The organism is Coriobacteriaceae bacterium (genome assembly GCA_025992705.1).
GTDB lineage: Bacteria > Actinomycetota > Coriobacteriia > Coriobacteriales > QAMH01 > QAMH01.
The window spans coordinates 979036-1004263 of the sequence record DAJPGJ010000001.1 but is presented as its reverse complement, the minus strand read 5'-3'; the positions used below and the strand labels follow the sequence as shown (position 1 = coordinate 1004263).

At 59.5% G+C, this 25228-nt stretch carries 23 protein-coding genes and 1 tRNA gene; 1 reads left to right on the top strand and 23 read right to left on the bottom strand.

Translation table 11 applies throughout. The features are described 5' to 3' along the window. Positions 1 to 72: 72 nt before the first annotated feature. Genes ftsW through OIM11_04480 form a run of 9 tightly spaced genes read right to left on the bottom strand, consistent with a single transcriptional unit; the run spans position 73 to position 10652 of the window. The gene (gene ftsW / locus OIM11_04520; GenBank protein HJJ00396.1) at positions 73 to 1527 is read right to left on the bottom strand and encodes a putative lipid II flippase FtsW; all 1455 of its coding nucleotides are present in this window, start codon (positions 1525 to 1527) and stop codon (positions 73 to 75) included. A gap of 7 nt (positions 1528 to 1534) precedes the next feature. Beyond that, positions 1535 to 2893, bottom strand: a complete 1359-nt coding sequence (murD, locus tag OIM11_04515) for a UDP-N-acetylmuramoyl-L-alanine--D-glutamate ligase (GenBank protein ID HJJ00395.1) — start codon at positions 2891 to 2893, stop codon at positions 1535 to 1537. A gap of 16 nt (positions 2894 to 2909) precedes the next feature. Beyond that, positions 2910 to 3947, bottom strand: a complete 1038-nt coding sequence (gene mraY / locus OIM11_04510) for a phospho-N-acetylmuramoyl-pentapeptide-transferase (GenBank protein ID HJJ00394.1) — start codon at positions 3945 to 3947, stop codon at positions 2910 to 2912. Then, a complete protein-coding gene (locus tag OIM11_04505; GenBank protein HJJ00393.1) occupies positions 3944 to 5365 on the bottom strand; it encodes a UDP-N-acetylmuramoyl-tripeptide--D-alanyl-D-alanine ligase in 1422 nt (473 codons plus the stop codon). The genes mraY and OIM11_04505 overlap by 4 nt, the downstream gene beginning before the upstream one ends. Before the next feature lie 2 nt (positions 5366 to 5367). Continuing rightward, a complete protein-coding gene (locus tag OIM11_04500; GenBank protein ID HJJ00392.1) occupies positions 5368 to 6855 on the bottom strand; it encodes a UDP-N-acetylmuramoyl-L-alanyl-D-glutamate--2,6-diaminopimelate ligase in 1488 nt (495 codons plus the stop codon). 17 nt (positions 6856 to 6872) lie between these two features. After that, the gene (locus OIM11_04495; GenBank protein ID HJJ00391.1) at positions 6873 to 8675 is read right to left on the bottom strand and encodes a penicillin-binding protein 2; all 1803 of its coding nucleotides are present in this window, start codon (positions 8673 to 8675) and stop codon (positions 6873 to 6875) included. A gap of 42 nt (positions 8676 to 8717) precedes the next feature. Further along, complete coding sequence (locus OIM11_04490; GenBank protein HJJ00390.1) at positions 8718 to 9227, bottom strand: hypothetical protein; 510 nt, start codon at positions 9225 to 9227, stop codon at positions 8718 to 8720. Positions 9228 to 9250: 23 nt separating this feature from the next. Continuing rightward, positions 9251 to 10261, bottom strand: coding sequence for a 16S rRNA (cytosine(1402)-N(4))-methyltransferase RsmH (gene rsmH / locus OIM11_04485; protein HJJ00389.1), 1011 nt, complete (start codon positions 10259 to 10261; stop codon positions 9251 to 9253). Further along, complete coding sequence (locus OIM11_04480; GenBank protein HJJ00388.1) at positions 10212 to 10652, bottom strand: hypothetical protein; 441 nt, start codon at positions 10650 to 10652, stop codon at positions 10212 to 10214. The genes rsmH and OIM11_04480 overlap by 50 nt, the downstream gene beginning before the upstream one ends. Before the next feature lie 387 nt (positions 10653 to 11039). Here OIM11_04480 and OIM11_04475 point away from each other — a divergent pair, with 387 nt between their 5' ends. Continuing rightward, positions 11040 to 12395 (top strand): fructose-1,6-bisphosphatase, encoded by a 1356-nt coding sequence (locus tag OIM11_04475; GenBank protein ID HJJ00387.1) that lies wholly within the window; start codon positions 11040 to 11042, stop codon positions 12393 to 12395. A 218-nt stretch (positions 12396 to 12613) separates the two neighbouring features. On the opposite strand, the gene OIM11_04470 is transcribed toward OIM11_04475, so the two are convergent. The 14 genes from OIM11_04470 to pyrH all read right to left on the bottom strand — a co-directional run bounded on the left by OIM11_04470 (position 12614) and on the right by pyrH (position 25217). Further along, on the bottom strand, positions 12614 to 13819 hold the full coding sequence (locus OIM11_04470; GenBank protein ID HJJ00386.1) for a hypothetical protein: 1206 nt from the start codon (positions 13817 to 13819) through the stop codon (positions 12614 to 12616). Further along, positions 13812 to 14771: a methionyl-tRNA formyltransferase gene (gene fmt / locus OIM11_04465; GenBank protein HJJ00385.1), complete on the bottom strand. Its 960-nt coding sequence runs from the start codon at positions 14769 to 14771 to the stop codon at positions 13812 to 13814. The genes OIM11_04470 and fmt overlap by 8 nt, the downstream gene beginning before the upstream one ends. Positions 14772 to 14818: 47 nt before the next feature. Beyond that, positions 14819 to 15337, bottom strand: a complete 519-nt coding sequence (gene def / locus OIM11_04460) for a peptide deformylase (GenBank protein HJJ00384.1) — start codon at positions 15335 to 15337, stop codon at positions 14819 to 14821. Between the two features lie 55 nt (positions 15338 to 15392). Continuing rightward, a complete protein-coding gene (locus OIM11_04455) occupies positions 15393 to 16733 on the bottom strand; it encodes a putative ABC transporter permease (protein HJJ00383.1) in 1341 nt (446 codons plus the stop codon). A 14-nt stretch (positions 16734 to 16747) separates the two neighbouring features. Continuing rightward, positions 16748 to 17551 carry an arylamine N-acetyltransferase gene (locus OIM11_04450; protein HJJ00382.1) on the bottom strand — a complete coding sequence of 268 codons (804 nt, stop codon included), beginning with the start codon at positions 17549 to 17551 and terminating at the stop codon, positions 16748 to 16750. A 70-nt stretch (positions 17552 to 17621) separates the two neighbouring features. After that, positions 17622 to 17697, bottom strand: a tRNA-Arg gene (locus OIM11_04445). Between the two features lie 110 nt (positions 17698 to 17807). After that, entirely contained in the window at positions 17808 to 18494 is a 687-nt protein-coding gene (gene tsaA / locus OIM11_04440) for a tRNA (N6-threonylcarbamoyladenosine(37)-N6)-methyltransferase TrmO (protein HJJ00381.1), read from the bottom strand. 214 nt (positions 18495 to 18708) lie between these two features. Then, complete coding sequence (gene ispG, locus OIM11_04435) at positions 18709 to 19797, bottom strand: flavodoxin-dependent (E)-4-hydroxy-3-methylbut-2-enyl-diphosphate synthase (protein HJJ00380.1); 1089 nt, start codon at positions 19795 to 19797, stop codon at positions 18709 to 18711. Between the two features lie 3 nt (positions 19798 to 19800). Next, positions 19801 to 21084: a M50 family metallopeptidase gene (locus OIM11_04430; GenBank protein ID HJJ00379.1), complete on the bottom strand. Its 1284-nt coding sequence runs from the start codon at positions 21082 to 21084 to the stop codon at positions 19801 to 19803. An 8-nt stretch (positions 21085 to 21092) separates the two neighbouring features. Then, entirely contained in the window at positions 21093 to 22247 is a 1155-nt protein-coding gene (dxr, locus tag OIM11_04425; GenBank protein HJJ00378.1) for a 1-deoxy-D-xylulose-5-phosphate reductoisomerase, read from the bottom strand. Between the two features lie 13 nt (positions 22248 to 22260). Next, positions 22261 to 23121: a phosphatidate cytidylyltransferase gene (locus OIM11_04420; GenBank protein ID HJJ00377.1), complete on the bottom strand. Its 861-nt coding sequence runs from the start codon at positions 23119 to 23121 to the stop codon at positions 22261 to 22263. 17 nt (positions 23122 to 23138) lie between these two features. Further along, a complete protein-coding gene (locus tag OIM11_04415; GenBank protein ID HJJ00376.1) occupies positions 23139 to 23921 on the bottom strand; it encodes an isoprenyl transferase in 783 nt (260 codons plus the stop codon). A gap of 9 nt (positions 23922 to 23930) precedes the next feature. Further along, positions 23931 to 24488: a ribosome recycling factor gene (gene frr / locus OIM11_04410; GenBank protein ID HJJ00375.1), complete on the bottom strand. Its 558-nt coding sequence runs from the start codon at positions 24486 to 24488 to the stop codon at positions 23931 to 23933. Between the two features lie 15 nt (positions 24489 to 24503). Then, a complete protein-coding gene (gene pyrH, locus OIM11_04405; protein ID HJJ00374.1) occupies positions 24504 to 25217 on the bottom strand; it encodes a UMP kinase in 714 nt (237 codons plus the stop codon). Positions 25218 to 25228: the final 11 nt, after the last annotated feature.

The window sequence follows — 25228 nt, the reverse complement described above, 5'->3', positions numbered from 1 at the left end:
CCCTTTCAAACGTAGCGAGAAGTGTACCCCATACCCAAGGCCCTTGGCAGAGCAGGGCATCACGACAGGCAGCTAGCGCCTATACCCAGAGCTGCGTCTTCTCGCCAAACCGGCATATCCGCTTCGCTGCGACGATACCGCACCGTGCGTACCCGTGCTCCTCGCCGTTTGAGCCGAGCGAAGCCCCTCTCTTCGCGTTGAAGTAGCACGCGGACCCGATGCCGCGACATCTCTCTTGCGGGCAGGATCATGCAGACGGATGACGTTATCGCGCTCGACATGTGGCGATGGCGCCTCGCTCCGCATCCTGTCCCTACCATCGATGACCCTGAGGTTGTCGCGTTTGCGCTCGTGGCTCATGCCGACCTTCGAGCGCAGCGAGACGGACAGAATGATGCCGATCATGATCATCGTCGCGATAAGGGACGAGCCACCGTAGCTGATAAACGGGAGCGCCTTGCCGGTTACGGGGGCAATGCCCGTGACGCAGGCCATGTTCACGCAGGCCTGAAACCCGATCATGACCGTAAACGAGCCGGCCAGCATGCATCCGAACATGTCCGGTGCATTGCGGCAGATGCGCATGCCGGCAAAGATGAAGAGTCCGAAAAGCACCACCACGAAAACGGCACCGATGAGGCCCAGTTCCTCGCCAACGATCGCATAGATGAAATCGGTGTGCGCATAAGGCAGATAGAGGTACTTCTGACGGGAAAGCCCAAGGCCCGTACCGAAGACGCCGCCGCTTCCAAAAGCGTACAGAGATTGAATCGCCTGATAGCCATCACCCTGCGGATCGACCCAGGGGTCAAGCATGGAAACGATACGATCGAGGTGATAGGGCTGCGTGATGCAGGCCACGACGATATACGCGATGACGACGCCAAAGATCAGCGCGATGAGTTTCCAGGAGATTCCCGCGAGCAAGGCCAATGCGATGAGTCCGACGGCAAGGATAATCGCCGTGCCCAAATCGGGCTGGCGGTAAATCAGGATCAAGGGAACGATGGTGGCCACGAGCACGATGACGATGAAACGCCGCCCGCTCACTACCCCATTCATGCGCATCTGCACGATGGAAGCCACGGCCATGAGCACGGTGATCTTGGCGAATTCAGCCGGCTGCAAATTGAAACCGGCGATGACGATGGAACGCTCGGCACCCAGGGCGCTTACACCCATGCCAAACGCGGTCAGCGAGAGCATGGCAACGGTGGCGAGCCAGAAGGCGATGAAGACAACCGGCTGTCCCCAGAAGGAATAGGGCACACGGCAGCAGATGATGCACAAGACGAGACCGAGGACAAGGAAGACCGCTTGGCGCTTGACGTAGTACGCGGCGTCACCGAACTCGTTATAGGCCGCTATCGACGAGGCGGAGTAGACCATGATGATGCCCAGTATGCACAGTGCGACAACGCTCAGAATGAAAAGCAGGCGCGGTGCCATGATGGCAGATGGCTCCGAGAGCAAGCGAGAGGAGCCTGCCCTGGCCTTCGTCTTGGATGTCACCTGCTTGCGCGCCATGATGCACCTATGCCCGCGTCCTCAGGGAAACGCACTCCTTGAACACCTGTCCGCGATGCTCGAACGAGTCGAACTCGTCGAAGGAGGCACATGCAGGCGAGAGCACGATCGCGTCACCGGGCTGCGCGACCTCGCAGGCACAATCGAGCGCCTGTTTCATGCCCGTCTCGAGATACGAATCGACGGGGCTGTCCGCAAAGGCCTCGTGGAAGCGCTCGCCCGCCTCGCCATATACGACGACAGCACGGCAAACGTCCGCACAAGCCTCGACAAGCTCGTCAAGCGCGGTCATTTTGTCCCTGCCGCCAAGCAGCAGCACGATCTTGCGATCGGGGAAAGCCGTGAGCGCCTTGAGGGTGGCATCGACGTTGGTTGCCTTCGAATCGTTGAAGAAATCGATGCCATCGACACTGCCACAGGGCTCGAGACGATGCTCGAGCGGCTTGAAGCTCTTGAGACCCTCCCGGACACATGCGAACTCGCAACCACAGGCGAGAGCGGCGCTTGCAGCGCAGAGGGCATTCTCGACATTGTGAGCACCCTGAATGCCAAGCTCCCGAGTCGAGACGAGCTCATGGCTCTGGCCGGACTCATCCTGGTAGACGAGCATGCCCTCGGCATCCTCGAACGCACACGTCGAATCGACCCGCACGCCCACAGTTACGAGCCTGACGCCCCGTCCCTCTAACAGCGCGTGCAGTTCGGGATAGGCATCGAGTACGCTTGCGCCGACAATAACCGTCGAACCTGCCTCCATGTTCTCGAAAACCTTGAACTTTGCCTGCGCGTAGGCATCGAAGCTACCGTGCCAGGAGATGTGATCGGGCGTGATGTTGAGCAGAATGGCAACCTGCGGGGCAAAATCGACAGTCGACGCCAATTGGTACGAGGACATCTCGGCAACGAGAACCTCGTCCTCGCCACGATGCTCGACAGCGCCAATGCAGGTCATCCCGATATTGCCGCAGGCGTAGGCGGATTTGCCACAGCAATTCAGCAGGTGCGTCACGAACGAAGTCGTCGTGGTCTTCCCATTCGTTCCCGTCACGGCAATCCAGGACCGGGGCGAGAGACGCCAGGCATATTCCGGCTCGCTGATAATCTCCTTGCTTGCGCGCTTGGCGCTCGCATAGAAGTTCCCGCTTTGCGGAATACCAGGGGACACGACACAGGTGTCGAAGCTGCCCTCGATATCCTCGACATCGAAGATGACGGGAACGCCCGCCTCCTCGAACTCGCGCGCGGCAGCCTTTGTCGCATCATTTGCGGTGCCCGCGTAAATGGTGAGTTCCTCGCCGGCGCTCAGCGCATGCCGCGCGGAGGCAACGCCACTTTTCCCGAGACCAAGTACGAGCATGGAAGCCATGGTTACAGCACCTCCCCTACATTGACCCGATGAAGTAGACGGCGAAGCCCACTCCCGCACAGAGGCCGGTGATGATCCAGAACCTGATGACTACCTTGGTCTCGGACCAGCCCTTTTTCTCGAAGTGATGATGTAGCGGTGCCATGAGGAAGACGCGTTTGCGCGTGCGCTTGAAGTACAGCACCTGGATCATGACCGAGAGCGCCTCGACGACGAAGAGGCCGCCGATGATGATGCTGAAGAGCTCGGTCTTGGTGATGACAGCAATGGCGGCAAACGCCGTGCCGAGCGCAAGCGAGCCCGTATCTCCCATGAATATGCTCGCGGGATAGCAGTTGAACCAGAGGAAGCCGACGCAGGCACCTGCAGCGGCCGTCGCGAACACCGCGACGTCAAGCTTGCCCGTGCGAAACGCGATGGCCGCCATGATGAGCATGACAATCATGATCGCGCCACCGGCAAGGCCGTCAAGACCATCGGTGAGGTTCACGGCATTGGCCATACCGGCCATGAGCAGGAAGACGAAAATGACGTAAAGCCAGGGAATCTCGAAACCATCCCCGAAGGGAAGAACGGTCGTGAGAACACCCAGGTCGAGGTTGAACTGCGTGAAGGGGATGGTCACGTACGGCTCGATGCCCAGGTAGTTGACTGCGATAAGGCAAAAGCTCACGGATATGAGTGTGAGCGCAACCATCTTTTGGTAGGGAAGCAGTCCGAGCGAGCGCTCCTTGGCGACCTTGGAGATATCGTCAACGAATCCCAGCAAACCCGTAAGCAGCGTTGCCGCCAGGATGAGCAGCAGCGGCGGATCGGGCGTGCCCACGAGGAAGATCGAGGCGGTCATCATGAGCAAAATGACGATACCGCCCATGGTGGGCGTACCCTGCTTGACGAGATGACCTTGCGGGCCGTCTGCGCGTACCTGCTGGCCAATCTGGCGCACCTTGAGAAGCTTGATGAAGAAGGGCATGACGATCATGGTCAATGCCATCGAGAAAATGAAGGCAAGGAAGACCTGATACGTCGGATATTGGCTAAAAACGCTGATCATCGTTGCATTATCCCCTTGACTATGCGCTCCAACTCCATGAAACGCGATGCCTTAACCAGAACAAGGTCACCCTCCTGGACGTTCTTTTCGAGAAACGCGATCGCCTCGTCAACGCCCGTGAAGCTCTTGACGCGTGCGGCGTCCATGTCTGCCGCGAGCGCGCCTGCCTTGATGCCGACACTGAGCGTTCCAATGCACACGAGCATATCAAGGTCTGCCTGTGCTGCAAAGGTTCCCACGTCAACGTGCAGTTGATACTCATCCGAGCCAAGCTCGCCCATATCGCCCAGGACCGCGATGCGCCTTCCATCCCCCTCGAGGGTCATGAGCGTGCTGATCGAGGCGCGCATCGAATCCGGATTGGCGTTGTACGCATCGTTGAGGATGGTCACGCCGTCAGGCGTATGCTCGATTTCCATGCGCATCCCGCTTGCCTTTGCCTCGGCAAGGCCTCGTGCGATGTCATCGGGAGCTATGCCCATGTTGATGCCAGCCGCATAGGCTGCAAGCGCGTTGAGGACGTTGTGCCGGCCCGGCATGCCAAGCGTGACGGGCACCGGTGCGGCATCGCCCGTGACGATCTCGAAGCTCGCGCAGGCCTCGGCATCGTAGCTGACATTTTGCGCATGCGTCTCGGCCTCGGGGGAAAATCCGTAGTTATGCACGGTCACGCCGCGTTCCGCGAGATGCGCGAAGTTCTCGAGCAGGGGCGTATACTCATCATCGGCATTGAGGACCGCATATCCCGTATCCGGTAGAGCCGAAAGCAGCTCCGATTTGGCATGCGCTATGTTCTCGCGGCTACCGAGCAGCTCCATATGGCTCACGCCGACGTTCGTCACAACGGCGATGCTCGGCTTGACGAAGGTGCAAAGGTGCTCGATCTGATGCATGCCGCGCATGCCGAGCTCGACGATGAGCACTTCGGTGTCCTCATCGGCCGCAAGTATCGTCGCCGGCACGCCAATCTCGTTATTCTGGTTGCCTTGCGTTGCGGTAGTCTTGAAACGCTGGGAGAACACGGAGCTCAGGAGATCCTTCGTCGAGGTCTTGCCCGTGGAGCCCGTCACGCCAATGACGATGGCATGCAGTCTGTCGCGCCAGGACCCCGCGATTTTCTCGAGTGCCTCGACGCCATCATCGACGACGATCATGGGACAGGCAAACTCACCGGCAACGGCGATGACGTTCTCGGTGGGCATGCGCGTGCAGACGACGGCGCCCGCTCCGCGCTGGATCGCCGCACGCACGTAATCGTTGCCATCGACACGCATGCCGGGCATGGCGAGGAAGATGTTATCGGGCATGATGGTGCGCGAATCCCAGGTCAGCCCCGAGACGATGCGACGCAACGCGGTCTCGTCACCGATATACTCACCGCCCGTGACCTTGGCAATGTCGGAAACAGAAATATCCATTGCTATGACTCCAACTCCTCTATTGCCGCAGCGGCGACCTCGCGGTCGTCGAAGTGGTGTTTGACATCTCCGATAATCTGATAGTCCTCGTGACCCTTGCCGGCGATGAGAACGACATCGCCCTCACGGGCCTGTTCAATAGCAAAGCGTATGGCCTCGGCACGGTCCGGTATGACGGTGTAGCGCTCCTCGCAATCCTGCATGCCTGCGACGATCTGCTCGATGATCGCATTAGGATCTTCCGTGCGCGGATTGTCGCTCGTCACGATGGCGAAATCGGCTGCGAGTGCGGCAGCGCCCATCTTGGGGCGCTTGCCATGGTCCCGATCTCCGCCACAACCGAAAACGCAGAATATGCGGCCTTGCGTGACGGCCCGCACCGCATCAATGGCCTTCGCGACCGAATCGGGCGTATGCGCGTAATCCACGAGTACGCCGAAAGGCGCATGCGTTCCCTTGGCGCCCGTGACGCGTTCGAGACGTCCGGGGACCTGGGGCGCAGATTCGAGACCGGAAACGATTACCTCGTTGGTAAGGCCAAGCGCCATACCGATGCCGAAGGCGATAAGCGCGTTCTCGACATTGAAGCGGCCGACGAGCGGCAGCGTCAGATGCAGCCACTCCCCCGCGGCCTCCACGTCGATGCGTGTCTCGCGGGCATCAAAGCGCGCTTCCACGAGACGCACCTCGCAATCGGCATCGGAGCCGACGCGATACAGCGCACGGCCCGCATCGCTGCAGAGCTGCGCCATGCGCTTGCCCGCATTCGAATCCGTGCAGATGACGCATGCATCGGGCTCGTACTCGGTGAAGAGACGCGCCTTCGCCGCGAAGTACTCCTCCATCGTCTTGTGGTAGTCAAGATGATCCTGCGTGAGATTGCTGAATGCAGCCACCCTAAAGTGCGTTCCCCTGACACGCCCGAGATCGAGCGCGTGACTCGAGATCTCGCATGCACAGGCATCGACATGTGCATCGACCATCCGGGCAAGGAGCTCCTGGAAATCACGTGACTCCGGCGTGGTATGCGCGGAAGGGTAGATTTCGTCGGCAACATGGCACTCGACCGTGCCGATGAGACCGGCGCGCATGTCGGCATGTCTCAGGAGATGCTCGACGAGAAAGCAGGTGGTCGTCTTGCCATTCGTGCCCGTAATGCCAACGACGTCGAGCTTGCGCGACGGGCTGTCGTAGAAGTTCGCCGAGCAAAGCGCCAAGGCAGCGCGCGCATCCTCGACGAGAAACTGCGGCGCATCAATCTCGAGTTCACGCTCGACCACAAGGCCAACGGCACCATGCTCGAGCGCATCGGCGGCAAAATCATGCCCGTCGACGACGGTACCGGGAACGCAGAAGAAAAGCGCACCCGGTTTGACGTCACGCGAGGAGAACTCGAGGGCGTTCACCTCGTACGGGCCATCCTCGCAATGCAGCGCCTCATGGGCCACACCCGCGAACAAGGATTCTATGTTGCATGCACTCCGCATCATCGTCTCTTCGCTCTTCCCTACTTGCTCTGCGCGTCAATTTGGTAGCGCTTCGTTGCGTATGTCATGATCTCGGAAAAGACCGGGCCACACAGGCCGCCGGCGCCAAGATTCGTATGAGGTCTGTTTACCGTCACGAGACAGATAAGATCGCTCGAGGAGCCGTAGAGCCAGCCGCAAAATGACATGACGTATGCGTTTTCCTCGTAGCCGCCATAGACGCTTGCGATCTCGGCCGTGCCCGTCTTGCCCGTGACGGTAAATCCGTCGACGGCGGCTTCCTCGCCCGTTCCCTCGGTCACGACGGAGGTGAGCATCTCGCTTACCTCCTTGCATACGCCCGCATCGGCAACGGTCTCGCGCTTCGTCAAGTCCTGCATAAGACGTTGCGCAGTCTCGGCGTCGTTGGGAACATCGGTGAGGAAGTGCGGGGTCACGAGCGTACCACCCTGCTCCAAAACACCATAGGCGCGTACGAGTTGCAGCGGCGTCACGGTAAGGCCCTGCCCAAACGTGACCGTCGCACTCTGCACGCCATCCCAGTCCTTGCTCTCCTCGAGCTGGCCGGCCGTATCGCCGGGGAAGTCGCACCCGGTCTTCGCGCCAAACCCGAAGGCGTGATAGCTGTCGTAGAGCTGCGCGAGATCAACCTCGCGAGAGACGAGCGTCGTGCCCGTGTTCGAGGAATCGGCCAGAATCCTGCGCAGGCTCATATCCTCGAAGGGATGGTCATGCGAATCGGTGATGACGGTATCGTAGACCTCAAGGGCATACGGAACCTTGTAGGTCGTGCTCTCGTCGATATTGGCGTTATTGGCGAGCACCGAGTATGCCGTGAACGCCTTGAAGGTCGATCCCGGCTCGTAGATGTCGGTCACGGAGGCGAGCTTGCCCACCTCGAGCTTGTAGTCGCACAGCTCGTCGAATGGGTTTACCTCGCTCGGCTGACCCGACGCCGCTATCGCCGCCGCTTCCTTCTCGGCCGCCTCATACTCGGCGTTGCGCTCCTCGTCGCTCTTCTTCGCGTATGAACAGGCCGAATAGATCTCGCCCGTGGCCGCATCCATCACGGTAATGCTACCGCCTTGCGCCTCCGTGTCTATGACCGTCGCCAGAAGCCGCTCTTCGCAGAGCTTCTGCAGGTTGATGTCGATGCTCGTCACGATGTCCGTGCCATCGACCGTCTCGACGCGGGAGGTCTCGCCGTTGGTGATGGGAATGTCGTTCATGCCTCGTTCGAAGACGATGCTGCCATCCACGCCCTTGAGCAACTCGTCGTACTCGAGCTCGAGGCCGGAAATGCCCTTGCCATCGATGTCGACCACTCCGACGACCTGACTGCCCACCTCCCCGTTGGGATACACGCGTTTCGTATCATCGAGATAGTGAATGCCCTTGAGCTTCTCATCGCTCAGACGGTTCTTGAGGGCTTCGGCAGACACGGTATCCGCCTTGCGCTGGATGTAGGCGAACGAGAGGTCGGGCTGGTCGATGATCTTGAGGTAGTCTTCTTTGGTCTTGCCGCTATCCTGCCCCAGGACCTCGGCAAGCACGGTGGCGAGACGGTCAGGGTTCGTGACCTCCTGAGGATTCACGTAGATGGTCGTCGCATCGACATTGGATGCTATGACCTCTCCGTTGCGGTCGTAGACGGTGCCACGTCGCGCAGAGAGGCTCACCTCGGTCGTATGGGAAGATTGCGCCATGCGGGCATACGCCGGGCCACGGATGACCTGGATGTAAATGAGGTTTGCGATGATGGCGACGAGAAATACCGCAAAAAGCACGAGGATGATCCAGTCCCTGGACCATCGCTCCGGCATCACGCTGCGTGCTCTGTCTTGACTATGCCTCATACAAAGAACCTACCCCGTGCTTGCGGCAACGTAGTCTTCGACGTTTTGGAGCGTGCCCGTAAGCGATATTGATCCGTCCGCATTCAAAACGACCTTGCCGGGAATGACGACTTTCAGATACTTGACGGTAGGTGGCGCGATCATGCCAATCTTGCTTGCCTCTTCCTCGATGCGCGTCGAGCTCGACAGAATGGAATGCTGAATCTCAAGTTCGTTGGTCTTGGCCTGGGCACTCGTCAACGTGCTCTCGATCGTATTGACGTTGTCGAGCATCGCCACTGTCGAGGCAGAGAGCCATACGCGCACGGAGCACAGCACGGCGATGGTGACGATGATAACGAGAGCGAGCTTGAAGGCGAAGGCATGCTCGGGGGAGATGGCCTGCAGCGCGGGATTCGACGTGCGCTGTCCGGGAATGACATGGACATCGGGACGCGCCTGGCGCTCGGGCGCCAGGTCACGGGCAGCCTGACCGGCAAACCGAGAATAACCGTAGTATTGTCGAGCAGCCTGCGCCATGATAGACGGGCGTCCTTTCTACATTACAGCTTCGTTGCAACCCGTAATCGAGCGCTATGCGCCCGGTTGTTCTCCTCAATTTCATCCGCAGCCGGCACAAGCGGCTTACGCGTCTCGACCTTCAATACCGGCTTCTTCCCACACACGCACACCGGAAGCTCCGGAGGACAGGTGCAGGGATTCTCCATCTGACGGAAGCAGTCTTTCACGATGCGGTCTTCAAGCGAGTGATATGAGATGACGGCGATCCTGCCACCTGGGTTGAGCCAGCGTATGGCCGCCTCAAGCCCGCGAGACAAGACGTCAAGTTCATGGTTTACCTCTATGCGCAGCGCCTGGAACGTACGTTTGGCGGGATGACCGCCCTTCTTACGCGCGCTTGCGGGTATTGCTCGTTTGATGATGTCTACCAGCTGAAAAGTTGAATTGACGGGCTGCTCGCAACGCGCGTCAACAATGAAGCGAGCGATACGGGCAGCCCACTTTTCCTCACCGTATTCACGCAGGACCCGAGCGAGATCATCTGTGGTGTAGGAGTTCAGAATCTCTGCTGCGGTTAGAGTATGTGTACTCGGGTCCATGCGCATATCGAGGGGAGCGTCTTCTCTATACGAGAAGCCACGCTCAGGAAAATCGAATTGTGGAGAACTCACTCCGAGGTCGAAGAGGACGGCATCGACGCCTGGTACGCGCGCCACGACGAGCAACTCATCCAAATCAGCGAAGTTTCCCTTGAGCAGAATCGGGTCCGAGTCAAGTCCCGCACTGTCAAGTCGCTTTCTCGCCGCCTCAAGCGCCATGTCATCCTGGTCGATGCCGATGAGCGTACCATGAGGCGCGATGCTTCTTGCTATCGCTTCGGAGTGTCCCGCTCCGCCGAGTGTGCAATCGAGCACTGTGGCTCCATCGTACAATGCGAGTGCATCGATGCACTCATGGAGCAGAACGGGAATGTGCCGGTATTCAGCTGTCAACGTGCCGTCCCTAGTCTTCCAGGAAACTGCCGAACGGATCGATGGAATCCATGTACTCATCAAGGGCCTGGCTATCCCAGATCTCGATATGATCGCCCTCGCCGATGATGGTCACGTTTTTGTCGATGCCGACTTTTTCACACTGCTTCGGAGAGAGTTTGACACGCCCAGCGGCATCGACAGCAACCGACTCCGCACTCGAGTTGAGATACTTGTGCAAAGCGATGTGCTTCTTGCTGCGCGGGTTATAGCCCCCCTCTTCGCTATCGAAGAACGAATCCATCCACTCGTCGTACGCTTCATCTGAAAAGACGTACAACGCCTTGCCAAAATCCGCATTGGCGACCGGAACGATCGTCACCTCATCTGGCAGGGCCTTACGGAACTTAGCCGGCAGGGAAACGCGGCCCTTGTTATCAACGCTATGTTGATATTCACCGCGGAAGCGCATTTCGTCACATCCCTCGCCGTCCCGAAAATTTGGCGACCCTCCTGGCTATGTTTGATTTCTACGTTTCTTGGAGGGTCGCAGCGAGAATAATATCCCATCACATCCCACTTCACAACACTATTATGGGCATTTCTCCCCATATGACCCATCTAAATATCCTCCCATTCCCCGGAGATTATCGAAATCTGCACAAGATGTTGTGTTCGCCATTTTGTCTAATCGCATTTGTGGGCTCTTTGAGGGGTGGGGCATTTCCCCAAAAATTTTTATGGATTTCGCATGATTTGGGCCAAATACCCACGCGAACGGATTCGCGTGGCATCCTCATCGTTTTTCGAACAGTACAATGGACCTGTACACCGAAAGACTCGACCCGAGGAGCTCGTCATGACACACAGCGATGCGCAGAGCAATTGCGTACTCTACCTCTCGGACGTTCACGGCGAATTCGATACCTTCGCCTATCTGCTCGATGGCTGGCGCGATGACCTGCGCTGGGCTCATCTCGTCGGCGACATCTACGATCGCGGTCCCGCCCCGGACAAGATTATCGATCTGCTCATGGCCTATCCTGATGCCGACATCCAATGGGGCAACCATGATGTGGTGTGGATGGGTGCTGCGCTCGGGCAGCCTGGTTGCATTGCCCATGTTGTGCGTAACTGTGCACGCTATGGTAATCTAGACATCTTGACTAGTTCATACGGAATCAATCTGGAACCCCTGGCGACGTTCGCGCTCACCGCCTATGCGGATGACCCCTGCGACGCATTCGCGCTCAAGTCAAACCCCGGGCTCACTGACGCGGAACTCGAAATGAACGTCAAGATCCAAAAGGCAATGGCAGTTCTGCAGTTCAAGGTCGAGGCGGCGCTCATAGACAAGTATCCCAGTTTTGGGCTCGAAGATAGGAAGCTTCTGCATCTCATCGATTACGACGCCAAGACCGTCGTCGTCGATGGCGTGACCTACGAACTCACCGACATCTACTTTCCCACCGTCGACCGCGATGACCCGTATAAGCTCACCGATGAGGAGCAGGCCGTCATGGACTACCTCGTGGACGCATTCACCGGCTGCGAAAAGCTCGCGCGGCACATTCGCTTCCTCTTCGAGCACGGAAGCCTGTACAAGATTTGCGACGGCAATTTGCTTGCGCATGCCTGCGTGCCGCTCAACGACGATGGCACCCTCAAGGAGGTCGACATCTTCGGAGTAACCTGCAAGGGCAAAAGTCTCTACGATGAGGCGCAGAAATGGGTGCGCACGGCTTTCGAGTCCGATGACGAGGCCATGCGCGAGAAAGGCCGCGACCTCATCTGGTATCTGTGGCTCGGACCGGGCTCACCGCTTTTCGCCAAGAGCAAGATGGCGACCTTCGAGATCTACCTCTGCAAGGACAAGACGGCGCGCAAGGAGGTCAAGAACGCCTTCTACCTGCTACTTGACGAGGCAGAGCCGTACGAGCGCATCTTCGAGGATTTCGGGCTCGACCCCGCTCACGCCCGCATCATCTGCGGTCACGTGCCGGTCAAGGCAAAGGACGGCGAGAATCCCGTTAAGGCGGGCGGCCGCGTCATCTGCATCGATGGCGGCATGTCGGCGGCGTACAGCAAGACGACGGGACTGCAGGGATACGCGCTCACGCGCACAGACGAGCACTTCACGCTTTATGCCATCAAGAGCTTCGACAAAGACACGAAGACGATTGTCACCGAAGCCAGGGAGATTGCGCCACGTTAAGAGTGGCGCTCAGGCGCATGGTGCTTGCCAATGATTCGCACCCGAAGCTCCAAAATCGTTCGGCTGCTGCGGAACTCGCGCGCAAGACCAGCGCGCTCAAACAGTCCTCGCAAGACCGCCTCACGATTTTGGAGCTTCTGCTCATCGGGCGGCGCGCCACGCGCCCAAGCGCTCCCTTGGACCTCCGCTCGACGACTTCCCTGCACACATGTTCGCGACTATTTCACCCGCTGCAATACGGCGGCGAAGTGGCCATCGGGGCCGTCGAGCGCGGGAAGCGTCGCAAACGAGCCTTCGTCGATGCACCAGGCATCTTGTGGCTGTGCCGCGAGAAAAGTGTCGACGACCTGTTGGTTCTCCTCATCGAGGATGCTACAGGTCGCGTAGACGAGCGTGCCACCCACGGCAACGTGGCACGCTGCCTCATCGAGCAACGCGCGTTGCAGCTCCGCGAGGTCGCTTACGTCATCGGGCGTAAGGTTCCAGCGTATCTCGGGATGACGGCGCATCGTGCCCGTTCCCGAACACGGCGCGTCAAGCAACACGGCATCGTAAAGCGGTAACACCCCATCGATACCGTCAAGATCACGCGCATCGCCCGTGAGCGAGAGCACGTCCTCGATACCCGCCTGCTGCATGCGCTCGGCATGGAGCCGCGCGCGGTACTCGTGAAGGTCGACAGTATGAATGGGTACCGTATGACCGAGCGTCTCGAACGCCCGGCTCTCCAGCAACATCGTCTTGGTGCCTCTCCCCGCCCCTATCTCGAGCATCGTCCCATCAAGCGGCACAAGGTCCGCCACACGTTGGGCCGAGAGATCGCAGGCGAAGGGGTTATCGGGATCAAACGGGTTATCCCGCAGATAGCGCGGCGCCGGTCGTAGATCCACCTCCATGACCGCCGTGGCAACATCGCGCCCGTACTGCGCAGCGAGACGCTCGGCGAGCCACAGCGGCATGCCGAAGGAACGCGCCCAGGCGGCATCGTCCGTACTCACATCGCCCCAGGGAAAGTCACGCGCGTCACGGGCCATCTTATGCAGCACGGCATTGGCAAAACCCGCAGCGCGTGGCGTCACGCAGCGCACGAGCTCGACACCCTGGTCCACGACCACGTGCTCGGCTTTGTGCAGGAACAGCAATTCGTAGGCTGATATGCGCAACGCATCCCGTACCTTGGGCTTGACATCACGTGGCGAGGAGAGCGAACGATTGATAGCCTCGTCAAGGGTGCCCCGGCACATCACGGCACCAAAGGCGAGCACCTGGGCAAAATCGAACTCTTCGGGAGGAAGCTGCGTTGTCTCTCGTGCACTGCTCACGAGCTCGCGCAGGTAGGCGTCGCGATTACGAACCTCGCGGGTAAGCTTGAGAGCGAGCAGGCGAGCAGGCGTCGCTTTGCTCGCACGACGTCCGTTAGCCATAGACCGGCAGCTTGTGGTAGTACTCGGGCAGGACGTTCCAGGTAAGATCATCGCAGTCGTGCAGACCGGCAATCCACGACTGGGCAGACATCACGCGCTTGTTCTCGGGTTTGACCTCGTCAATCTCGACCGCACGACCCTTGAGGCCAAGATAGATGTGCTTCTTCTCGAGCACGACCTCGCCGCGCTCCAAGACGATATCGGCCGGATGGGCGCGCAAGATGGTGACCCGGCGTCCGCATACCACGCAACGGGATGGCGTACGATGCGAGGAGGCCTGCACGCGTCGCAAAAACTCTGCGTTGGTAAGGCCGGGGCGTAGCAGCGTCTCGTCCTTGGCAACCTTCTCGGCATAGGTCACGAACTCGGTATCCTGCTCGAACCACTCGTAGGTACCCGCCTCGACTTGCGGAAGCGCCTCGAGCAAACCGGTAGCACCGATTTCGGCAAGCTCGTGAAGCAACTCCTCGGTCGTCTTGTGTGCAATCTCGACTGCACCGAGCGTATGGTAGGCACCCGTATCAAGACCCTCCTCCATCTGCATGAGGCAGACGCCAGCGAGCTCGTCGCCATTGAGGATGGCGCGCTGTACCGGTGCGGCGCCACGCCAGCGCGGCAGCAGAGAGCCATGGATGTTCAGGCAGCCAAAACGGGGAATGTCCAGAACCTCGCGCGTGAGCAACGCACCGAACGCCGCCACGATAATGACGTCGGGGGCAAGCGAGGTCAGATGCTCGACGACACCGTCCTCACGCAGCGAATAGGGCGTGAAGACCGGCAGGCCCAGCTCCTCGGCGCGCATCTTGACACGCGTCGGCTGCATCTTGTTGCCGCGGCCGGCATGTGCGTCGGGACGCGTATAGACCGCGCTGATGACATGATCGGGAGATGCCGCGAGCGCATCGAGCGCGGGTAGGGCAAAGGAGGGCGTGCCCATGAAGACGATATTCATTGTGCATCCACCTCCATCAGCGGTCAGGACCCAGATAGCGAGCTTTCCTACTGGCCAGTTGCGACGCGATATTCCCTGAGCGCCTTGAGACGGGCGATGGGATCGGCACGCTCGATGAGCGTCACGCCGTCCAGATGGTCCATCTCGTGTTGCATGCATATTCCGAAGAGATCCTCGCCGTAATGCTCGACCTCGTTGAAATCGGCATCCAGGCATTTGACCCTCACCCACTCCCAGCGCTTCACGTTGACGGATAGACCTGGGAGGGAGAGGCAACCCTCGGTCGAGGGAATCTTGTTATCTGAATGCTCGATAATCTCGGGATTGATGAGCACGAGCGGACGACTGGGCAAAAGCTCGCCGTCTTCGTCTTCGGTCACGTAATCGGTATCGATGACGACCATGCGTTTGAGCAGGCCAACCTGCGGCCCGGCAAGGCCGACACCATCCGACCCGTACATCTCCTTGAACATGTTATCGACATAGCGCAAGACGGTCTCGTCACCGGGTTCGACCGGTTCGCAGACCTCATGCAACACGGGATCGGGAAATGTGTAAACTTGCATGCTTCGCCTCGATTTCGACAAAAGGAACCATTAGTTTAGCAGATAGACGCAAGACCTAGTGCAGGTTTTGCTGAGCACGCAAGGCGCTCTCTTCGCTCATGCCCATGGTCGAAAAACGTTCCTTCATGAACGCATCATCGTAATGTTCGTTAAACCACACCTGCACCTCGTTCTCGACGGGCAGGCCAGCCTCACGTTGCGACCAGCAATCAAGTGCGAGCAAGGTCATGATGGCATTGACTACCATGAACGTGAAGACAAGCACCGTAATGATCGCACGCCACTTGAGCGGAATGATATCGACAAGTTGCATGACGCCGGGCAAGAGGATGCGTATCCACACGAGACCGCAAAGCCCCCAAGCGCAGGCGTGTGCGAAATCCGTTCTGCCGTCGATCGAGAGGAAGGTGCCGGAATAATCCCAGGCAACCACGCCGAAAGCCGTCTGCATGTACCAAGAGACGAAAAACTCGAAGGCGGCTCCGATGAGACCGGAGACGACGAAGATGAAGAGCGCATTGCGATACCACATGCGATTGAGCGCAATGGTCATGAGCAAGGCGCCGAAGCCATAGATGGGCGAGAACGGCCCCCATAGAAGCCCTGCGCGACTCTCCCAGACGTGATTGACGAGCAGGCAGAAGATCATTTCCATGCATAGGCCGAGCACGCACGCCGTCATGAAAATCCAGAACAAGTTGAAGAAATTAAGCGGGATGTAGCCACGACGATCAGGGTCTTGCTCGTAGACCTTCTTGCGAGCCTCCTTGCCCTCCTTGAAGGGGTTTTTGAACGCCGGCGCGCGATTGAGGTTGGGATCATTGTAGATTTGGTAGGCAATGGCACAGATGAACTGGAACAAGTAGGTGATTTCGAGCCAGACAACGCCGTTGAGGGCAACGCTCGTAAGCAAGCCGGCAAGCAAGAAGACTATGAGCACACGCAGGAGCATGCGTGCCTCGAATATCTTGCCCTTGCGGTCGAGCCTGATGAGAACAATAAGGCCGGCGAAGTTGAGCGCGGCGAGAAAGCCGTAGACGATGGCGACGATGCCGTAACTGTTGACCGTGCCGGTGAAGAGCTCGGTCAGGTGTCCCCAGCTCAGCACGCATTGCGAGATGACCTGCAATACCGAAATGCCGAGCGAGATGATGATGAGCGCGGCGATGATACGGTTGGCCTTGGGAATGGTCGAGGGCGGCACCGTCTCGTGCAGCTCCTCGCCAAAGTGCTCGGCAGAATGCTCGATGCGCTCGACAGAGTCCTCTACGCGCTTTTCGACGTCTTCCCTTACTTCCCTAATCGCGTGCTGTGCCTTGCGCTCCGTGCGGGCAAAGGCGTTGGGCCGTACGGTCAGCGGAATCTGCTTGCGCTTGTCTTTCTTTTTATCGGCCACGGTGCCATCCCCTCTCATGCAATGACATCTGGTTTCGCTTGATCGTTAACGCGCATCTTGAAGACACTCGCGAGCAGGTCGTCAAACTCGTCAGGATAGTCGATATCGCGTTCGGTGACCACGCCATCCCTCGTTTCCTTGATGCGGCGCATGGAAAGCGTGACACGACCCTCCTCGCCATCGATGCATACGAGCGGACCCTTGAGGAACCGCGACGACGGGTCGGTCTCGAAGAAGGTGCGGCGTGGGTCAAAGTCGGTCGGTTCGCGAGCCACGTCGCGGAAGGCGAACATGAGCGACTCGTCGCCATTGACGATGCGTATGACGTGATACCAGGACTCGCCATCGACGTCGATCTCGTCGATGCGGTACTGGCAGCGCCCGTCATCCTGTACGATGCCCGGCGTAAAGCGAATGGGTGCGGCGATGTTGTAGGCAAAGCCGACATCCGTGATCCAGGGGTCCGATGCGGGATTATCGGGGTCGGTCACCATGAGAAAGACATGGTCGAATTCGTCCCCGTCATCGTAAATGCGTCCGCCCCTAAGCTCGAGGTCGAAGCCGAGAGCATGGAGAGCCGCAGCGTAGAGAAAGTTGAGCTCGTAGCAGATGCCGCCACGCCCACGCCCCACGATCTTGTCGAAAAGCCCCTCTTCGCTCAAATCTAGGGGAACCTTGCCCGCAAGGATGTCGAGGTTTTCGAAAGGGACCGTCTCGAGATGGGCCCGCTGCATCATGCCGATGCCCGCGATATCACGCGTAGGCTCTTCGTCAAGGCCGATGCGATCGAAGTAGGCGATGAGATGTTGCTGGTCCAACGGGTCTCCTCGTTCATTGTTGACTCGATATTAAAAGGCCAGCGACACAAGCCGCTGGCCTGAGGTTTCATGGTGGCCCTGATACGATTCGAACGTACGACACCCGCTTTAGGAGAGCGGTGCTCTATCCCCTGAGCTACAGAGCCAGCTCGCAGTATTCTAGCAGAGAACGACAAGGCAGATGAGACACATTGGACAGGTACATCTGTCTCATTTAAACCCAAATGAGACAGATGTACCTGTCCAATGTGTCTCATCATTCCACCGAATGTACGGTGAGGGTATCGCCATCGACGGAGAAACGCACGGTCCAGCATCCATAACGCATCTCGTAGACACGCTCGGGGTTATCGTGATAAGCCGGGCGTGGATCGCGTGCCAGGGCAGCCAATACGGCCGTCGCGTCATCGTCCAGGCGCTCCAGAATCTCGTCATCGCAATCAACGATGAGCACGCCCTCGTCAGGGTCGGATGCGAAGCCACCCGAAGCCTCCGGATGTGCATCAGCATAGGGAATATAGGGCTTGATGTCGTAAATGGGCGTCTTGTCTAGCAAGTCAACGCCGCTCACGTTCAGAACCACACCCTTGCCTTTCGTCTTCTCCACGCCCTCGAGCCTGACGACGGACAGCCCGAGCTCGTTGGGCCTGAAGGGCGATCGTGTCGCAAACACGCCGCGCTTCTCGTTGCCTCCCAGACGCGGTGGTCGCACGAGCGGCGTAAACCCGTCTTGCTCGACAGCCGAGAATCCCCAGATCAGCCAGAGGTGGCTAAATCCCTCGATACCGCGTAGGGCGTCGGGGTCGCGGTACTTGGGATCGAAGACGATGGTGCCCTTCGCCTCGGCGACCAGTCCGCTTTGCCGCGGAATCCCGAACTTCTCGGGAAACGGTGTGCGGATGTGCGCGATAGGTTCGATTTCGTATGTCTCGGAATGAACCATTATTACCTCATAAACCTAGGAAAAGCCTGCCGCATATTCAGACATCTCGAACAGATGGGCGTTTTTCGCAAAGCGAGTTCGAGGACTGTCTGAGCACGCGGTCTTTGCGTGCGAGTTCCCTAAAGGACTAGCTTCGCGTCGCCGCAGCAGCTTTGCGAAAAACGCTCATCGGGTGTGAGAGCAAGTCTGAATAGGCGGCATGGCTTTCCCTCCCTTAAAGCGTCTCGATGAGCGCGAACAGCTCGTCGACGATTGCATCGGCGGGCACGCGACGCAGCTTCTCGCCTTTCGCGAAGAGCACGCCCTCATCGCGACCGCAGGCCACACCCACGTCGGCGAAGCGCGCCTCGCCCGGCCCGTTGACGACGCAGCCCATGACCGCGACCTTGAGCGGCTTGTTAATCATCGCGAGACGGCGCGTGACCTCGTCGGCGATGGGGATGAGATCGACCTGGCAGCGGCTGCACGTGGGGCAGGAGACGATTTCGGGCTTGCAGCGGCGCACGTCGACGGCGGAGAGGATATCGAAGGCCACGGCAATCTCCTCGACGGGATCAGCCGTGAGCGAGACGCGCATGGTGTCGCCTATGCCCTCGGCAAGCAGCATGCCAAGCCCTGCAGCAGACTTGATCGTACCCTGGCGCACACCGCCGGCTTCCGTGACGCCGATGTGCAGCGGCACCTCGGGCAAGCTCCGCGAGAGGCTCCGATACGCGTTCACGGTCGTCATCACGTCATGCGCCTTGGCCGAGACGACGATGTCATCGAAATCACGTTCGCGGAAATGCTCCACGAAGCCCTCGGCCGAGAGCGCGAGCTTCTCCGCTTGGGTGAGGTCACTGCGCGCAGCAAGGGCATCCTCGAGCGAGCCCGCGTTGACACCGATGCGTATGGGAATGCCGGCCTCCCCCGCCGCCTCGATGACCGCATCGACCTTGTTCATGGCGCCGATATTGCCCGGATTGATGCGCAGGCCCGCTGCATGCTCATGACAGGCTCCCACCGCAATTTGATAATCGAAGTGCACATCGGCAACGACGGGCAGTGGGCTTGCCTCCGCGACCTGCCCGAAACGCGCGATTGACGCGCGATTGGGAATGGCAACGCGAACAATCTCGCAGCCGGCCTTGGCCAGGCGCTCGATTTGCGCGAGGTTGCCCTCAACGTCAAGCCACGGGCCGTTGGGACCATCAATCATGGGGATATTGGTCATCGACTGCACGCTGACAGGCGCCCCTCCCCCAACGGCAACCTTGCCGACATGTACACGACGCGTCGCGTTACGAGGCGTTTCGAAGTCCATGGGCTACCCCTTCAGGAAGAAATTGACGATGTCTTGTCGCAACAGGAAGACGAACAGAACAAGTAGCAGCGCGATGACGATAAAGGTGATCACATTGACGACGCGCGCCGGCACCGCGCGATGCGTGACGCGCTGAATGACCTCGATGAGGATACGCCCGCCATCAAGCGGTGGCAGGGGCAGCAGGTTCACGACGGCAAGCGACAGCGATACGATTGCGATGATGAAGAGCAGCGGGACGATGCCGGCAGATGCCGCCCGCTCGCTCATGACGGCGATACCGACGACCGAGGTCGACTGACTGAGCGTCTCGCCCGCCGTAGAGGGATTGAAGAGGCTGAGGTAGCCCTGCACGGTGAGCACGAGGTACTCCCAAGACGCGCCCAGCGCCTCCCAGATAGGCAGACGATACTGCTCCTGGCCAGCGTATATGCCGAGGCGCGGCGAGCCGTTCTCGTCCATCCCGACGATGAGCGTCGTGCTCGTCGTCTGTCCATTGCGTTCGTAGGCGACGTCTATCGCCTCGCCCGGCGCAAGTCCGGCGATGACGGTGGACAACGTCTGCCAATCGGGCACGTCGGTGCCGTCAATGGCAACGATGGTATCACCCGCCTGCAAACCCGCCTCTTGCGCGGGACTGCCCTCGACGACATCGCCAAGCGTCGTCGAGGCAACGGTCAAGCCGATGCCGCAGAAGATGACGATGAGCAGGATGAAGGCAAGCAGCACGTTCATAAACGGGCCGGCAAAGAGCGTGACGAGCCGCTTGGGAAACGACAGCGCGCGATAGGTGTGCGAGCGCTCCTCGTCGAGCAACGCTTGCGGATCATCGACCTCACGTGCCTGCCCAAGCTCGAATCCATCGCGTGCCGGTGCGGAATAGACATCGTCAGGACCGTGCTTCTTGGGCGCGATGATGGAGCCCCAGCCATCCAGAATGACGAGCGCCAGCTCCGCGGACTCCGCATCGAGGTCGCAGCCCAGCGCGACGTGGGATACGTCAGCCGTGCCGTGTCGATATACGTAGGCGAGCACCTTGGCCAGATTCGGGTTCTCGACATCGCCTTCCATGCCCGCGATGCGATTGTAGCCACCTAGCGGAATGCAGGTGACACCGTAGCGGCATCCGTTTCTCTCGAAGCCGATGTTGGGGCCCGGCATGCCGATCATGAACTCGGTCACACGCACGCCAAAGGCTCGCGCAGCGATGAAGTGGCCAAGCTCATGCACGAGCGTGAGCACGCCGATAATGACGATGAACCAGAATATGATCGCGAGGATGTTCACGAGGCGGACTATCCCCTCGCCAGAATGTCGGACGCGAGCGCACGAGAGCGCGCGTCGATTTCCTCGAGCTGCTCGAGCGATTCGACCGGCTCGCTTCCCATACGCTCCATAACCTGCTCGACGGTCGCGTCGATATCGGTCAGGCGGCAGGCATCGGCAAGGAAGGCCGCCACGGCGACCTCGTTTGCCGCGTTCATCACGCAGGGAAGCGTGCCACCTGCGCGACCCGCCTCAAGCGCGAGCGTCAGGCAACGGAAAGTATCCAAATCCGGATCGAGGAACTCGAGTGACGCCATCTGGGTAAAATCGACCTGCGCTGCCGGGCTTTCCCAGCGATGCGGATAACTCAGCGCGAACTGGATGGGTATGCGCATGTCGGCAACACCCAGATGAGCCTTGACCGAGCCATCGACGTACTCGACCATCGAGTGCACGCATGACTGCGGATGCACGACAACCCGGATGTCATCCGTCTTCACGTCGAAGAGGTGCTGTGCCTCGATCACCTCGAGGCCCTTGTTCATGAGCGTTGCCGAATCGATGGTGATCTTGGGTCCCATGTTCCATGTGGGATGCGCAAGCGCCTGCGCAGCCGTCACCTGCGAAAGCTCGTCGCGCGTCATGCCACGGAAGGGGCCACCCGAGCAGGTGAGCCAAATCCTACGCGCCTCGTTTGCGAATTCTCCCAGATAGCACTGGTAGATTGCCGAGTGCTCGGAATCGACGGGGAGCAGGGTATCGTGCGTGGCGAGCGGCATGATGAGGTCGCCGCCCACGACGAGCGACTCCTTGTTGGCAAGCGCGAGGATGCGGTCCGCCTTGAGCGTGTCGTAGGAGGCGCGCATGCCCGCCTCGCCGGAAAGCGCGTTAAGCACGATGTCGACATCGTCAAGTTGCGTGAGGGCCGCAACGGCGGCGGCGCCAAAACCGACAGACACCTTGTCATCGAGCTGTGCCAACGCGGGAGCGTCGCGCACGGTCTCATCGCCGAAGGCAAGGTGCTTGCAGCCGAACTCCTGCGCATAGCGCACCATCTCGTCGACACGTCGGCCTGCCGCGAGCGCAACGACCTCGACTTTATCAGCATGCATGCGCACGACATCAAGCGTCTGCGTGCCAATAGAACCAGTCGCGCCCAGAATGACGAGACGCATCTTGCTCATGTGCGTTCCTTTCCTACAGTGCGAACCCTATGAATGAGAATATGTAGGGGGCACCGGCGACCATGGCATATGCCGCCACGGAGCCGAAAATGACCGAATCGCAGCGGTCGAGCAGACCACCATGCCCAGGCATGATGTCACCCGAATCTTTCGCAGAAAACCCGCGCTTGATATGGGACTCCGTCAAATCGCCGATGATGCCCGCATAGCCCACGACCAAACCGGAGATGACGGCCCAGACCCAACCAAAGCCGCAATCGGGAACGAAAACGACGATGAGCACCCAGAAAAGCACGCTGAACACCATGCCGCATGCGACACCCTCCCAGGTCTTCTTGGGCGAGATGTGCGGAGCGAATTTGTGCCTGCCAAATGCCGAACCACCAAGGTAGGCAAAACCGTCATTGGCCCAGATGCTTCCCAAGACCAGGAAGCACATGAGACCACCTTCGAAACCGGGAATGACACCACGCAGCATCACGAAGGAGGAGAGCATGAGACCCGTATACAGATAGCCGAACAGCGTGAGCGCGACGTCGACAATCGTGTCCTCCACGTGCGCGAAGTAGCGCATGAGCATGATGATGCCCGCGATGAACGAGACGGTCAAAGCGGCAACGGCCACATGCCCGGTCTGGACAATAAGACACATGGCCAGGGGTATGAGACCAGCCGTGACGGTGCCGATGATGATGTAAGGGTGATAGCCATTGCCCTGCGCCATGCGAAGGAACTCGTAGCAGCACAGGGCAGCCGTTGCGGCGATGACAATGACCGTCGTATACCACGAGACGAAGGTCGCGACGGAGGTAATGGTGACGTACACCGCACCGACACCGACACGACGACCGAGGTCCTTGACGTTAATTGCCATCACGCACCACCGATCATTTACTCATCGACCCTTCCGAAGCGACGATCGCGCGCTTGGTAATCGAGAAGCGCGCGCAACAGCTCGTAGCGATCGAAGTCGGGCCAGAGCACGTCGGTGACGTAGAACTCAGAGTAGGCAAGCTGCCAGAGCAGGAAGTTGGAAAGACGCATCTCACCGCTCGTGCGAATGAGGAGATCCGGATCGGGCATGCCGGCCGTGTACAGATGAGCGGATAGCAGGTCCTCCGAAACCGCCTCGCTCGTGAGATCTCCGGTCTCGACCATGCGCGTGATTGCGCGGACCGCATCGGTAATCTCGAGGCGCGAACCGTAGTTGACCGCAATGGCAAGCGTCATGCCACCATTCTTGGCTGTACGCTTCTCGGCCTGCTTGAAGATGGTGCGCGTCGTGAGTGGCAGATCCTCGACACGACCGAGCAGCTTGATCCTAACCTTCTCCTCGTCAAGGCCGTCGACCTCAGCGCCCATGGTCTTGGCGAAGAGATCCATGAGGCCCGTGACCTCGGTCTTGGGACGGTTCCAATTCTCGGTGGAAAACGAGTAGATGGTGAGGTAGCGCACGCCGATATCGTTGCAGGTGGTAATGGCTTCGCGCACGGCGCGGATGCCAGCCTTGTGGCCCTCGCCGCGGTCAAGGCCGCGCTGCTTGGCCCAGCGCCCGTTGCCATCCATGATGATGGCAACGTGCTCGGGGATTCTGCTCGTATCGAGTGCGTATACGTCGAGCTCTGCGGGAGGTTCGGGAAAGATCTCCTCCAGCGTGGATGGTCTCTCGCTCAAAAATGCTCCCTAGATCTCCATGACCTCGGCCTCTTTCACGGAAAGGGCCGCGTCGATTTTCGCGATGAAGTCATCGGTGAGCTTCTGGAGCTGCTCTTCTTCGCGATGCTGCTCGTCCTCGCTGATCTCGCCGTCCTTCTTGAGTCGCTCGATCTTGTTCTTGGCATCGCGGCGAGCGTTGCGCACGGCAACGCGGCGGTTCTCGGCAGCGGCCTTGCACTCCTTGACGATCTCGCGGCGGCGCTCCTCGGTGGGAGCGGGGAACGGCAGGCGGATGATACCCGAGCCATCATTATTGGGCGTGATGCCCAGATTGGCAGAGAGGATGGCCTTCTCGACGGGTCCGAGCAGGGACTTGTCCCACGGCTCGATGGTCATGAGGTTGCCCTCGGGAATCTTGATGGCACCGACCTGTGAAACGGGCGTGGGAACGCCGTAATAGTCGACCTTCACGTTGTCGAGGATGCTCGCCGAGGGACGACCCGTGTTGAGTTTCGAAAAATCCTGGTCGAGCGCCTTGACCGCACGGGCCATTGCCTCTTTTGCCTGATCGAGTTCTTCTGACACTTTGGGTCTCCTTCTCTAGCTGACGGTCGTTCCGACGTGCTCGCCCTTGAGCACGCGGTCGATATTGCCCGGCTTATGCAGGTTGAACACGATGATGGGAATATCATTGTCCATGCACAGCGTCGTGGCGGTCGAGTCCATGACGTGCAACTCGCGCGAGAGCACTTCCATGTAGGAAATCTCGTCGAACTTGACCGCATCGGGGTTCGTGTGCGGGTCACTATCGTAGATGCCATCGACCTGCGTCGCCTTGAGGATGGCCTCGGCATCGATCTCGCAAGCACGCAGCGCAGCCGTCGTATCGGTCGTGAAGTACGGATTGCCCGTACCACCGGCAAAGATGACGACGCGTCCCTTCTCGAGGTGGCGGATGGCCTTGCGACGGATATAGGGCTCGGCGACTTCCTGCATGCTAATGGCAGACTGCACGCGCGTGAAGACGCCGGCGCGCTCGAGGCCCTCTTGCAGGGCGAGAGCGTTCATGATCGTCGCCAGCATGCCGATGTAGTCGGCCTGGGCGCGGTCCATGCCCTCGGCAGCACCAGCAAGACCGCGGAAGATGTTGCCGCCGCCGACGGTGATGGCAAGCTCGATGCCGCCATCGACAATCTCGCGAATCTGCGAGGCAATCTCGCTAATGACCTTGGGATCGATACCATAGCCTTGCTCGCCTTGCAGCGCCTCGCCCGACAGCTTGAGCAAGACACGCTTGTACTTGTAGTTGCCCATGTGGCTCCCCT

What these genes read in the sequence shown, in the direction of transcription:
- rsmH (HJJ00389.1), bottom strand. Translation starts at nt 10,261, where the DNA reads ATGAGTACATGGATTCCATCGATCCGTTCGGCAGTTTCCTGGAAGACT.
- def (HJJ00384.1), bottom strand. Translation starts at nt 15,337, where the DNA reads ATGCAAGTTTACACATTTCCCGATCCCGTGTTGCATGAGGTCTGCGAA.
- OIM11_04495 (HJJ00391.1), bottom strand. Translation starts at nt 8,675, where the DNA reads ATGCCGGAGCGATGGTCCAGGGACTGGATCATCCTCGTGCTTTTTGCG.
- OIM11_04480 (HJJ00388.1), bottom strand. Translation starts at nt 10,652, where the DNA reads ATGCGCTTCCGCGGTGAATATCAACATAGCGTTGATAACAAGGGCCGC.
- tsaA (HJJ00381.1), bottom strand. Translation starts at nt 18,494, where the DNA reads ATGGTTCATTCCGAGACATACGAAATCGAACCTATCGCGCACATCCGC.
- OIM11_04505 (HJJ00393.1), bottom strand. Translation starts at nt 5,365, where the DNA reads ATGGATATTTCTGTTTCCGACATTGCCAAGGTCACGGGCGGTGAGTAT.
- OIM11_04470 (HJJ00386.1), bottom strand. Translation starts at nt 13,819, where the DNA reads ATGGCTAACGGACGTCGTGCGAGCAAAGCGACGCCTGCTCGCCTGCTC.
- fmt (HJJ00385.1), bottom strand. Translation starts at nt 14,771, where the DNA reads ATGAATATCGTCTTCATGGGCACGCCCTCCTTTGCCCTACCCGCGCTC.
- mraY (HJJ00394.1), bottom strand. Translation starts at nt 3,947, where the DNA reads ATGATCAGCGTTTTTAGCCAATATCCGACGTATCAGGTCTTCCTTGCC.
- OIM11_04475 (HJJ00387.1), top strand. Translation starts at nt 11,040, where the DNA reads ATGACACACAGCGATGCGCAGAGCAATTGCGTACTCTACCTCTCGGAC.
- OIM11_04490 (HJJ00390.1), bottom strand. Translation starts at nt 9,227, where the DNA reads ATGGCGCAGGCTGCTCGACAATACTACGGTTATTCTCGGTTTGCCGGT.
- ftsW (HJJ00396.1), bottom strand. Translation starts at nt 1,527, where the DNA reads ATGGCGCGCAAGCAGGTGACATCCAAGACGAAGGCCAGGGCAGGCTCC.
- OIM11_04500 (HJJ00392.1), bottom strand. Translation starts at nt 6,855, where the DNA reads ATGATGCGGAGTGCATGCAACATAGAATCCTTGTTCGCGGGTGTGGCC.
- murD (HJJ00395.1), bottom strand. Translation starts at nt 2,893, where the DNA reads ATGGCTTCCATGCTCGTACTTGGTCTCGGGAAAAGTGGCGTTGCCTCC.
- dxr (HJJ00378.1), bottom strand. Translation starts at nt 22,247, where the DNA reads ATGAGCAAGATGCGTCTCGTCATTCTGGGCGCGACTGGTTCTATTGGC.
- ispG (HJJ00380.1), bottom strand. Translation starts at nt 19,797, where the DNA reads ATGGACTTCGAAACGCCTCGTAACGCGACGCGTCGTGTACATGTCGGC.
- pyrH (HJJ00374.1), bottom strand. Translation starts at nt 25,217, where the DNA reads ATGGGCAACTACAAGTACAAGCGTGTCTTGCTCAAGCTGTCGGGCGAG.
- OIM11_04420 (HJJ00377.1), bottom strand. Translation starts at nt 23,121, where the DNA reads ATGGCAATTAACGTCAAGGACCTCGGTCGTCGTGTCGGTGTCGGTGCG.